The following is a 10,711-nucleotide window of genomic DNA, read 5'->3' on the forward strand; positions in this document are numbered from 1 at the left end:
GTAGCGGGTACGTTCTCAAAGGCAAAAAAAATCCCCGAACCAGTCGGGGATTTTTTATGTTCGATCAATCAACCCAAGGGCCGATCAATCTTCGCGATAGCGACGCAGCTTCAACTGCTTGCCAGCAACGCGAGTGTCCTTCAGCTTGGTCAGGAGCTTTTCCAGACCATCTTCCGGCAGCTCGACGAGGCTGAAGCTGTCACGCACCTGGATGCGACCGATGGCTTCGCGGGCCAGGCCGCCTTCGTTCAGGATGGCGCCCAGCAGGTTCTTGGCAGCGATACCATCACGCGCACCCAGCGCGGTACGGCAACGAGCACGACCTTCAGCCAATGGAACCGGAGCGCGACGCTCACGATCACCACGGTCCGGACGATCACCGGTACGCTCTGGACGATCGCCACGCGGTGCATTGTTCGGCACCAGTGGACGTTCTTTCTCGATCGCGGCCAGGGTCAACGCCTGGGCGTTGGTTGCCTTGCGCAACAGGGCAGCGGCCAGGGCACGCGGAGTGCAACCGATGTCGGCGGTCAGGCGATCCAGCAGATCACCGTGGGTCGATTCGGCGTCAGCCACCAGTGGCGACAGGCTGTTGGTCAGTTTCTTGATGCGAGCATCGAGAACAGCTTGTGCGTCCGGCAGGCGAACTTCGGCAACCTTTTGACCGGTTACACGCTCGATCACTTGCAGCATGCGGCGCTCACGTGGAGTCACCAGCAACAGCGCACGACCTTCGCGACCGGCACGGCCAGTACGGCCGATACGGTGAACGTAGGACTCTGGATCGTACGGCATGTCAACGTTGAACACGTGAGTGATGCGCGGAACGTCCAGGCCACGAGCGGCAACGTCGGTCGCCACAACGATGTCCAGACGGCCATCCTTGAGGGAGTCGATCACGCGCTCACGCTGGTTCTGGGCAATGTCACCGTTCAGCGCAGCGGCTTTGTAGCCTTTGGCTTCCAGGGCGCTGGCCAGGTCCAGGGTCGCTTGCTTGGTGCGTACGAACATGATCAGGGCGTCGAAATCTTCAACTTCCAGCAGGCTCAATACAGCCGAGGTCTTCTGGTCAGCGTGAACCAACAGGTGAGCCTGTTCGATCGCGGTAACGGTCTGAGTCTTGGTCTGGATCTTCACGTGTTGCGGATCGCGCAGATGGCGTTCGGCAATGGCACGGATCGACTGCGGCAAGGTTGCCGAGAACAATACGGTCTGGCGGGTTGCAGGCAGGGACTTGAAGATGACTTCGAGGTCGTCCATGAAACCCAGTTTGAGCATTTCGTCAGCTTCGTCGAGAACCAGGTGGTTCACGGTCGACAGGACTTTTTCGTCGCGACGCAGGTGGTCGCACAGACGGCCCGGGGTGGCGACAACGATTTGTGCGCCGTTACGGATTGCTTTCAGTTGTGGGCCCATAGGCGCGCCGCCGTAAACGGCCACAACGGTAACGCCCGGCATTTGCTTGGCGTAGGTTTCGAAAGCGGTTGCTACTTGCAGCGCCAACTCACGGGTTGGCGCCAGGATCAGGGCTTGCGGCTCGCGCTTGGCAGGATCGATGCAATGCAGAATAGGCAGGGCGAACGCAGCGGTTTTACCCGTACCGGTTTGCGCCTGGCCAATCATGTCCTGGCCGGCCATGATGATTGGGATCGATTGCTGCTGAATAGCCGAAGGTTCTTCGTAGCCAGTCGCAATGACGGCTGCAAGGATATTCGGATTAAGATTAAAAGCGGCGAAGCCGCCGGTTTCCTGGGTCATGGGTCTGCCTCTAAGTGCATCCGCAAAGACCCATGCTCCAAAGCTGCGCATGCCGTGTAAGACTCAAGAGTCGCCCTGGCTGCTTTGTCGGCGGGGATTTGCGAAAACGAATGAATGAAAAAGATTCGTCAAGGGAGAGTCCGCTGTGCGGACGTGCAGCCGAAGCTGACTTCGGGGAATTGCGCTACCTAAACGCGGCCTGGTTAAAGGCCGGCGCGCACTATACCGGAATTCGGGCAAAAAGGGAGCATTATTTGTCGGAAAACTGACGTATACGCCGTTGTGTCACAGGCTTTGCGCAGAATCCAACCAGGGTCTACTTTTCAAAGGCCCGGCCCTGCTGGAGATGGCGCTAAAACGGTTCACCCTGCTGAGCCGCCGCCTTTGCCCTGCGCCCGGCAACCGCCCCCATCCCGCCCGAGGAATTGCCCCATGAATCAGCCCTGCTCCAGTCGAGTCAGCCGCGAACGGCGTGGTCATGTGCTGTTGATCGGTTTGGACCGGGTGGCCAAGCGCAATGCGTTCGACCTCGACCTGCTGAATGAACTGAGCCTGGCCTATGGCGAGTTCGAAGCCGACCGCGAAGCGCGGGTGGCAGTAGTGTTTGGCCACGGCGAGCATTTTACCGCCGGGCTCGACCTGGTCAGCGCCAGTGCCAGCCTGGCCGAAGGCTGGCAGGTGCCCCCCGGTGGCTGCGATCCATGGGGAATCCAGGCCGGCCCTCGGGTGAGCAAGCCGGTGATCGTCGCCGCCCAGGGATACTGCCTGACCATTGGCATCGAATTGATGCTGGCCGCTGATATCAACCTGTGCGCCAGCAATACCCGCTTCGCCCAGAAAGAAGTACAACGGGGGATTTTCCCGTTCGGCGGCGCCACCTTGCGCCTGCATCAGGTTGCCGGCTGGGGCAATGCAATGCGCTGGTTACTTACCGGGGATGAGTTCGATGCCCATGAGGCGCTGCACCTGGGCCTGGTCCAGGAAGTCATGGCCAGTGAGGATTTGCTGCCACGGGCACTGGAGTTGGCTGAACGGATCGCCCGTCAGGCGCCGCTTGGGGTGCAGGCGACCCTGATGTCGGCCCGGCAGGCGCGCTATGAAGGAGAAACGGCGGCAGCGCTGGGGCTGGCGCCGCTGGCGAAGAAGCTGCTGGGCAGTGAGGATGCCAGGGAGGGAATGCGGTCGATGATCGAGAAGCGACCTGGCGTGTTTAAGGGGCTTTGAGGGATGTATTGACTGTGGGGCCCTCATCGCGGGCAAGCCCGCTCCCACAATGATTGCGTCGTATACGAAACCTGTGGGAGCGGGCTTGCCCGCGATGAGGGCCTCACAGACGCCGACTCATGTTGCCGGGCGAATAGCCTTGATCAGCGACTGCAACGAATACCCCAATCGCGGCGCCAGCCCTTCGGCCCGGGCCACCAGGGCGTCCATGTCGAGCTCCTGATCCAGCTCTGACGGCACCAGTAAAATCACATTGCCCTCTTTCACCGGCAACTCCCAGTAATGGCGGTGATACAGCCCGCGCAACAGCGCAGCGCCCAGCGGCTTGCCATCGTCGGTCGCCCACTGATTGATCACCAGCCATCCGCCCGGATTCAGGCGCTTTTGACAGTTCTCCAGGAAACTCCAGGCCAGGTGGCCGACCCCAGGCCCGACATCGGTATACAGGTCGACGAAAATCAGGTCTGCAGGCTCCGCAGTATCCAGCAACTCCAGCGCGTCGCCGACCCTGATATACAGGCGCGGATCATCATCCAGCCCCAGGTATTCAATGGCCAGGCGCGGCACGTCGGGCCGCAGCTCGATGGCTTCGACGTCTTCCAGCGGCAGGAATTTCAGGCAGGCCTGGGTCAGCGTACCGGCGCCCAGCCCCAGGAACAATGCACTTTCCGGCTGCTCGTGGCACAACGCACCGATCAGCATCGCGCGGGTGTAATCGTATTCGAGCCAGCTCGGGTCGGCGGTGAACACGCAACTCTGTTCGATGGCGTCACCGAACTCGAGAAATCGGTAGTCCGCCACTTCCAGCACGCGTATCACGCCGAACTCATCCTGTACTTCGGCGAGCAGATGCTCGACACGCTCCTCGGTCATTTCGTCTCCTGGTCGTCTCGGGCCTGCAGCTTGGGGAAACAGCTGCAGTCAACCGCTGATGCGGCTGCAAAGGCGCGATTGTCAGCGATGCAACGGGAACAGGTCACGCACTAATTGCTGATAACATGAGGGTCCGAGCGTAAAACTACCGAGACCGTGATGAGCCAACCCTGGAGCCCTGACAGCTGGCGCGCCCTGCCGATCCAGCAACAACCCGCCTACCCAGACGCAGCACATTTGCTGCAGGTCGAGCAAACCCTGGCCAGCTATCCGCCGCTGGTGTTTGCCGGTGAAGCCCGGGAGTTGCGTCGCCAGTTCGCCGAAGTGACACAGGGTCGGGCGTTTCTGTTGCAGGGCGGCGATTGCGCTGAAAGTTTTGCCGAATTCTCCGCAGCAAAAATTCGCGACACCTTCAAGGTGCTGCTGCAAATGGCCATCGTCATGACCTTTGCTGCCGGCTGCCCGGTGGTCAAGGTCGGTCGCATGGCCGGGCAGTTCGCCAAACCCCGTTCGGCCAATGACGAAACCATCGACGGCGTCACCTTGCCGGCCTACCGTGGCGATATCGTCAACGGCATCGGCTTCGATGAAAAAAGCCGCGTGCCGGATCCGGAACGCCTGCTGCAGTCCTACCACCAGTCCACCGCCACCCTCAACCTGCTGCGCGCGTTTGCCCAGGGTGGTTTTGCCGACCTGCATCAGGTGCACAAGTGGAACCTGGACTTCATCGCCAACTCGGCACTGGCTGAGAAATACAGCCACCTGGCCGATCGCATCGATGAAACCCTGGCCTTCATGCGCGCCTGCGGCATGGACAGCTCGCCACAGCTGCGCGAGACCAGTTTCTTCACTGCGCACGAGGCCTTGCTGCTCAATTACGAAGAAGCTTTTGTTCGCCGTGACAGCCTGACCAACGATTACTATGACTGTTCAGCGCACATGCTGTGGATTGGCGACCGCACTCGCCAGCTGGACGGCGCTCACGTCGAGTTTCTGCGTGGCGTGAACAATCCGATCGGGGTCAAGGTCGGCCCGAGCATGAACCCCGACGACCTGATCCGCCTGATTGATGTGCTCAACCCGGACAACGACCCTGGCCGCCTGAACCTGATCGCCCGAATGGGCGCCAACAAGGTCGGTGACCACCTGCCCGCCCTGATCCGCGCTGTGCAGCGCGAGGGCAAGCAGGTGCTGTGGAGTTCCGACCCGATGCACGGCAACACCATCAAGGCCAGCAGCGGCTACAAGACCCGCGACTTTGCGCAGATCCTGGGCGAAGTGAAGCAATTCTTCCAGGTTCACCAGGCCGAAGGCAGTTATGCCGGCGGGATTCATATCGAGATGACCGGGCAGAACGTGACCGAATGCATCGGCGGCGCGCGGCCGATTACCGAGGACGGGTTGTCAGACCGCTACCACACCCATTGTGACCCGCGGATGAATGCAGATCAGTCGCTGGAATTGGCGTTCTTGATTGCCGAGACGTTGAAGCAAGTCCGGCGGTAAACCACTTTGAAACAATTGCTAACGGGCTAGCTCCCACATTTTGACGGCGTTGTTCTGCCAAACGCGGTCAACTGTGGGAGCGAGCCTGCTCGCGATGAGGCCAGCTCAGGCACCCTCAATCCCAGCCAATGCCACTCTTAATCTGGCCGCACTCACCCGCTGGCAATTCAACTGCACCTGCGCCAGCCCCAGCCAATCGGCCATCCGCCGCAAATTCACCGCCAACGCCAGCATCCCCTGATCATCCAGCCCCGGCTCTTCCTCGTGCACGGCATGCACCGCCAAGCGGCCGTGTGCGCGCTCCGCGCGCAAATCTACCCGCGCCGATATTCGTTCGTTGTGCAAAAACGGCAGCACGTAATAGCCATAGACCCGTTTATCCCGGGGCGTATAAATCTCCAGCCGATAGCGAAAATCAAACAACCGCTCGGTACGGCCGCGCTCCCAGATCAGTGAATCGAAGGGCGACAGCAAGGCGCTGGCCTCGACCTTGCGTGGCACTTTCGGCTCGGGCAGGCAAAAGGCCGGTTGCCGCCAACCCTGGACCTCACAGGACAGCAATGCGCCCGCCTCCAGCAGTTCCGCCAGGCGCGAACGCGCATCGCCCGGATTCAGGCGAAAGTAGTCACGCAGGTCCTTTTCCGTCGCGATGCCCAAGGCATTGGCCGCATGCAGCAACAGGCCACGCTGGGCCTCATCTTCCGAGAGCATCGGCTGCTGGAGGATGACCGCGGGAAGCACCCGCTCCGGCAAGTCATACAACCGCTCGAATCCACGTCGTCCGGCAACAGTCACTTCACCGGCGGCAAACAACCATTCCAGCGCGTGTTTTTCCGCGCTCCAGTCCCACCATGGCCCGGCTCTTTCCTGGCGAGTCGACAGGCTGCCTGCGCCCAACGCCCCGAGTTCCTGAACCGAGCCAAGGACGCGGCGGATGATGTCCTGGTGCTCACGACCGAAACGCGCCAGTTGCTGATAAATATCTTCGCCCCGGCCTGCCCGCGCCATCCGCCAGCGCATCAAGGGGAACATCGACAAGGGCAGCAGGGACGCTTCATGCCCCCAGTATTCAAACAGCGTGCGCTGCCGCCCCTGACTCCAGGCCGCCTGATCAAGCAAGGCGGATGAATAACAGCCCAGGCGCGAAAACAGGGGAAGGTAGTGCGAGCGCACCAGTGCATTGACCGAATCGATCTGCAGGATACCCCAGACGTTCGATCAAACGATTGACCTGGATTGATTTGACCAGCGCTGGCGGCTGGCGCCCACCGAACCCCTGGGAGCTCAACGCCAGGCGCCTGGCCTGCAGCAAGGAAAAATACGAGGAGGTAGACATTCAAAGGCTCATGCAGAGGTCTGTGTCCACCTTAGCGGCCCACGCATGAAACGCCAATGGCGTGACCTCATCGCCTTTTCAGCAGGTGCCCGCCCGGCTCCAGCGAACGAATACGACCGCCTGCTGCCGCCCATGAAAAACCCCATGACCCGGGCTTGCGCCACGCGTGATGGGGTTGTGACCAGGCATGTGCCATCGGTGTTTCCAGCCTTATTTGCCGCCGCCCAATGGGTCTTGCCAGAAGTGACGCTCCGCTTCCTGCGCCACGTCCGCGCGACTCAGGCCGATGTCCTTCAAGGCCTCATCGCTCATGCCCGCCAACATTTCCCGTTCGCGGTGCAGTTCATACCAGCGGGTCAGCTTGTGCAGCAGATCCGAGACGACGTGAATGGAGTGTTTTTCTACTGCGCTGACATCCTGTTGACCTTTCATCTTATTGCCCTCCGTTTGGGATGGCTCAAGTGTCGCGCCGGGGCTAAGATCAATCCAACGAATGTTTCTTATGCAATACATCTCGGAGATTGATGTATGTCTGCCTACCCCAGTATCGACACTGAAGTGCTGCGCACCTTCGTCGCCATCGCTGACCAAGGTGGCTTCACTCGCGCAGGCGAACTGGTCAACCGCACCCAGTCTGCGGTCAGCATGCAGATGAAGCGGCTTGAAGAGGACGTGCTGCAGCGCCAGTTGTTTCAACGTGACGGGCGCCAGGTGCGGCTGACAGCCGAGGGCCAGGTACTGCTTGGTTATGCCAGGCGCATCCTCAAGCTGCACAGCGAAGTATTCAATACCCTGCGCGAGCCGCATATGGTCGGCATGGTGTAAGCGCGCGCCACATTTGGCACCGATTAACGCCGTATTTGGCACTGGCAGCGCGATTCAATAGCCCCTCTCTTAGCGGTCCACTTGGCACCGCGTCGTGAATCAAACCTATCCACGGTGACAGCTGACTATCAGGTTGTGTAAGCTCCCAGATAACACTGTATGTCCATACAGCACCCGAGGAGCCTTATATGAGCAAGAATGTCGTGGTCCTGGAGACGTATCGCAAGCCCAACAAGGCAGCAAAGGTTGAGGAGGCAGAGATGCTTGATTTCCTCCTGAGCCTACCGCTGCACTTCACAAGAGAGCACTGTGCGCAGGGCAGATCGATGCTGGATTGGTCAGTTGAGGCCTTAGCGTTCCGATCAGGCGTGTCAGTGCGGGCGATACAGCAGTTCGAGAATGGGGAACGCGAGCTTCTGAGAGTCAGTCTCCAAGCCCTCTCGTACAGCCTGGAAGCTCAAGGATTGATCTTCATCCCGAACCAACCACCGCTGAGGGCAGACAACTGCCGAGGCGCGACCCCAGATCCACGGGGCCGAAGTGACTACCACTTGCTTGAATAGTTACGCTGACCGCTTCCACATGTAGACAACCAGGTATGGCGATAGGTTGTTATGGGCGGCGCCGCCCCCGGTATCAGTCGTAGGGGGCGGGTTAGGCAGTGATGCGGTAGTAAGGTCATCACCGGAAGTGTAGTTGTAAGCGCCTCCGGGATCAGGAACAGGATGCCCTTGTGGCATCCCATGGTTATGCGAGGGCATCTCATTAATCGTCAACACGTGGTTGTATTCACCACCCTGCTCGCCTCCCGAAAACCCTCTGAGTTCCCCCCTAGCGTCGGTACTGCTACCAACGCCTATCAACATCCGACCAGGCGCTAATGCCACCCACTCTCCAAAGCCCAGGAGCAGGGCCGGACTCGTGTTCACATTAGCATTCATATAGACACTGCCCACCGGATAAGCAGCGGCCATCGCAGCCTGCACAAACTCAGTTGTGGCAAGCTGCTTAGTCTTAGAGCCAAAGCCAGCGGTGGGCGCGGTAGGCGCGCCTGTAAGCGCTGGTGATGCCAAAGGCGCCTTAGCGGCCAATAGGTTTGTCATCGTCGTGGCAAAGTTAGGGTCTCTTCCCAGCGCATCGGCCAATTCTTTCAGTGTGTCCAATGCTGCCGGTGATGAATCGACCAGCGCCGCGATAAGAGCATCAGTTTCTGGCTTTGTATAATAATTCAGGATCAATGCCCGAACGGATTGGAGCAGCTGGGTGCTGTCCTGCGCATCCAATGTTGGTAAATAAGCCAAGATGAAGTGGCATAGCTCCTCTTGAATTAGATTGAGATATTCAGCCTTTAAAGGCGTAGGCGGTACACCTCCTGCGCTGGCCCCATAGCGAAACAACCCAGCGGATGTGCACAAATCGGTAAAAGCTGAAATTCTGTCCATTTACTTACCCACACTAGTTAAAAAAAGCGCGGGAGGACAGCGAACTACTTACCTCGCAGTCGCTCCACAACGCCCGGCAGTGGTTCGCGAAACTAAACTTTGGCGCGTATCAGTCCGTAGGCCGCCCCGGTCATGTCGAGGGTTTGCGAGGTGTAACTGTCGCCCGTTCCCGAAACGTAAGTTACCGGCACGTTTCGATCACGGGGGGCTACAGGGAGTTTTGATGTTCCCGCAGCCAAGCGCACCAAACCATAGACAGGAGTCCGTCCGTCTTCATATCGAAGTGCTGAATCTGCTCCGGCATCCGGAGTAATCAAGTTCTGCCCCCACGCGTATCCACCCCGCCATTTACGACTAGTTCCAGCAGCCAATGCCAACCCGGCAGCTGAATAAACAAGGGAGTGGTAAGCCTTGAGGTACTGCGAATATGTAGCTACTGGATTCGCCGCATCTATAACGCGCGCTGCTCCAATTCCGTAAGTTTCGTCAAGCCACATCCAGAATTCGCCAGTGGTGCTACGCATACCAATCACCGGCACGCTCGGGTAAGTACTCTTGGCGCCAGCGTTGTAATCGGTGTTGGCTGCCGGCGCAAAACGAGCGCCCTGCTGCCCACCGACGAAGTGAACACTAGACTGGAAGCCGTTGGACTGCGATTGAAGGCCGTAGTATCGACGCACTTCGATAGCTTCTAACGCCTTGAACTCGCCATGAACCTGGATAGATCCTTGGGTGATTCGTAAATTCATGGTTTCTTCGAGGATCTTCCGTAGAGCAGCCTTGGTGTTGTAACCCTGCACTCCATTGGCCCATGTCATCGCTACTTCGCGGCAGGTGCCTGCATAAGTTGCAGTGCCGCCGAGAATCACACCATCGACCGCGATCTCTACCGACAATAGTTCGGCAGTTGCCACGCCACCGACGTTGCCATCTGAGCCGTGCGCACCACCAGTGAACGCTTCGGCAGCTGCATCACCATTTGCAACAGCCCGAACCCGGTACGGACCAAACCAGTCAGATCCCCCAGAGGATATGTTTGTCCAAACTCGCGACAGGGTTGGAGGTGTACCTCCGTGAGTGGCCACGTCCACCACCACAGAGTTATAAATCGCATTGATCCCACTCCTCTTCAGCGTCAGCCGCATGTCGTGCACATTACTCATACGGAAGGCTACTTGCACTTCCCGGCTCGCAGTACCCGATACGGAGTAAGCCATTGGCAACACATCTTGTGGAACCGTTATCACGGGTGCAGGTAAGTACAAGCTCTCGTCAATGATCCACGAAAATCCGGCGCTGTTCGCATTGTTCAGGGCGACAGACCCGCCAGCGGGAAGAGCACTCGGCTTGTACGTCACTAAAAACTCCAACCCAGGGATTCGAGCGCTCTTAAAAGAGCGGGTAATAACTTGCCCTGCCTCTATGCTCGTCGCCGGTATGTCTCCAAGCTGGATAGCGTTGACCGCCCCCAAAGCACTGTCAGTGCCATATCCAGCCTTGCTGTACTCTGTAAACAGCAGTTCATAGCGGATAATCCCCGCGATATTCACTCCGTTCCCTACAAATTCAAGCCGATACAGCATTCCGGGACGCGCACCTAAAACCTTGATATCCAGAAACGCTGGGCGGCGGCAAAAACTGAGTGCAACACCTGACCTTTCCGGTACGGTGCTGCCCCATGTCCTATCACGAACTCAGCGTCGAAGAACGCGCCGCCATTCAAATCGGTCATATCCAGGGCCTCAGC

Annotated in this window: 8 protein-coding genes and 2 pseudogenes; 4 read left to right on the forward strand and 6 right to left on the reverse strand. The window is 58.9% G+C overall.

What is annotated here, in order from left to right:
- Positions 1-84: 84 nt before the first annotated feature.
- The gene (locus IMW75_RS26210) at positions 85-1,758 is read right to left on the reverse strand and encodes a DEAD/DEAH box helicase (protein ID WP_045060217.1); all 1,674 of its coding nucleotides are present in this window, start codon (positions 1,756-1,758) and stop codon (positions 85-87) included.
- 432 nt (positions 1,759-2,190) lie between these two features.
- On the opposite strand from IMW75_RS26210, the gene IMW75_RS26215 reads away from it, so the two are divergent.
- Positions 2,191-2,982: a crotonase/enoyl-CoA hydratase family protein gene (locus IMW75_RS26215; RefSeq protein ID WP_205894242.1), complete on the forward strand. Its 792-nt coding sequence runs from the start codon at positions 2,191-2,193 to the stop codon at positions 2,980-2,982.
- Between the two features lie 117 nt (positions 2,983-3,099).
- Here IMW75_RS26215 and IMW75_RS26220 read toward each other — a convergent pair whose 3' ends face one another.
- The gene (locus IMW75_RS26220; protein WP_045060215.1) at positions 3,100-3,855 is read right to left on the reverse strand and encodes a spermidine synthase; all 756 of its coding nucleotides are present in this window, start codon (positions 3,853-3,855) and stop codon (positions 3,100-3,102) included.
- A gap of 159 nt (positions 3,856-4,014) precedes the next feature.
- Between IMW75_RS26220 and IMW75_RS26225 the strand changes: the two genes are divergently transcribed.
- Positions 4,015-5,361 carry a class II 3-deoxy-7-phosphoheptulonate synthase gene (locus IMW75_RS26225; protein WP_045060214.1) on the forward strand — a complete coding sequence of 449 codons (1,347 nt, stop codon included), beginning with the start codon at positions 4,015-4,017 and terminating at the stop codon, positions 5,359-5,361.
- Between the two features lie 105 nt (positions 5,362-5,466).
- On the opposite strand, the pseudogene IMW75_RS26230 reads toward IMW75_RS26225, so the two are convergent.
- Positions 5,467-6,697, reverse strand: a pseudogene (locus IMW75_RS26230) (winged helix-turn-helix domain-containing protein).
- A gap of 210 nt (positions 6,698-6,907) precedes the next feature.
- Positions 6,908-7,129 (reverse strand): DUF1127 domain-containing protein, encoded by a 222-nt coding sequence (locus tag IMW75_RS26235; RefSeq protein ID WP_045060212.1) that lies wholly within the window; start codon positions 7,127-7,129, stop codon positions 6,908-6,910.
- Positions 7,130-7,225: 96 nt separating this feature from the next.
- On the opposite strand from IMW75_RS26235, the pseudogene IMW75_RS26240 reads away from it, so the two are divergent.
- Both IMW75_RS26240 and IMW75_RS26245 read left to right on the forward strand, forming a co-directional pair.
- Positions 7,226-7,519: pseudogene (locus tag IMW75_RS26240) on the forward strand (LysR family transcriptional regulator); the annotation flags it as partial.
- A gap of 191 nt (positions 7,520-7,710) precedes the next feature.
- The gene (locus IMW75_RS26245) at positions 7,711-8,085 is read left to right on the forward strand and encodes a helix-turn-helix domain-containing protein (RefSeq protein WP_414704670.1); all 375 of its coding nucleotides are present in this window, start codon (positions 7,711-7,713) and stop codon (positions 8,083-8,085) included.
- Here the strand turns inward: IMW75_RS26245 and IMW75_RS26250 are convergent, their stop codons facing one another.
- Both IMW75_RS26250 and IMW75_RS26255 read right to left on the reverse strand, forming a co-directional pair.
- Positions 8,086-8,964 carry a phage baseplate protein gene (locus IMW75_RS26250; RefSeq protein WP_205894245.1) on the reverse strand — a complete coding sequence of 293 codons (879 nt, stop codon included), beginning with the start codon at positions 8,962-8,964 and terminating at the stop codon, positions 8,086-8,088.
- A gap of 92 nt (positions 8,965-9,056) precedes the next feature.
- Positions 9,057-10,514, reverse strand: a complete 1,458-nt coding sequence (locus IMW75_RS26255; RefSeq protein ID WP_205894243.1) for a hypothetical protein — start codon at positions 10,512-10,514, stop codon at positions 9,057-9,059.
- Positions 10,515-10,711: the final 197 nt, after the last annotated feature.

It is taken from the genome of Pseudomonas gregormendelii, from assembly GCF_017114825.1.
Lineage (GTDB): Bacteria > Pseudomonadota > Gammaproteobacteria > Pseudomonadales > Pseudomonadaceae > Aquipseudomonas > Aquipseudomonas gregormendelii.

Bases quoted from the DNA above. Each gene is read 5' to 3' on its own strand.
- IMW75_RS26245 (WP_414704670.1), top strand. From the start codon at position 7,711: ATGAGCAAGAATGTCGTGGTCCTGGAGACGTATCGCAAGCCCAACAAG.
- IMW75_RS26210 (WP_045060217.1), bottom strand. From the start codon at position 1,758: ATGACCCAGGAAACCGGCGGCTTCGCCGCTTTTAATCTTAATCCGAAT.
- IMW75_RS26215 (WP_205894242.1), top strand. From the start codon at position 2,191: ATGAATCAGCCCTGCTCCAGTCGAGTCAGCCGCGAACGGCGTGGTCAT.
- IMW75_RS26225 (WP_045060214.1), top strand. From the start codon at position 4,015: ATGAGCCAACCCTGGAGCCCTGACAGCTGGCGCGCCCTGCCGATCCAG.
- IMW75_RS26220 (WP_045060215.1), bottom strand. From the start codon at position 3,855: ATGACCGAGGAGCGTGTCGAGCATCTGCTCGCCGAAGTACAGGATGAG.
- IMW75_RS26235 (WP_045060212.1), bottom strand. From the start codon at position 7,129: ATGAAAGGTCAACAGGATGTCAGCGCAGTAGAAAAACACTCCATTCAC.
- IMW75_RS26250 (WP_205894245.1), bottom strand. From the start codon at position 8,964: ATGGACAGAATTTCAGCTTTTACCGATTTGTGCACATCCGCTGGGTTG.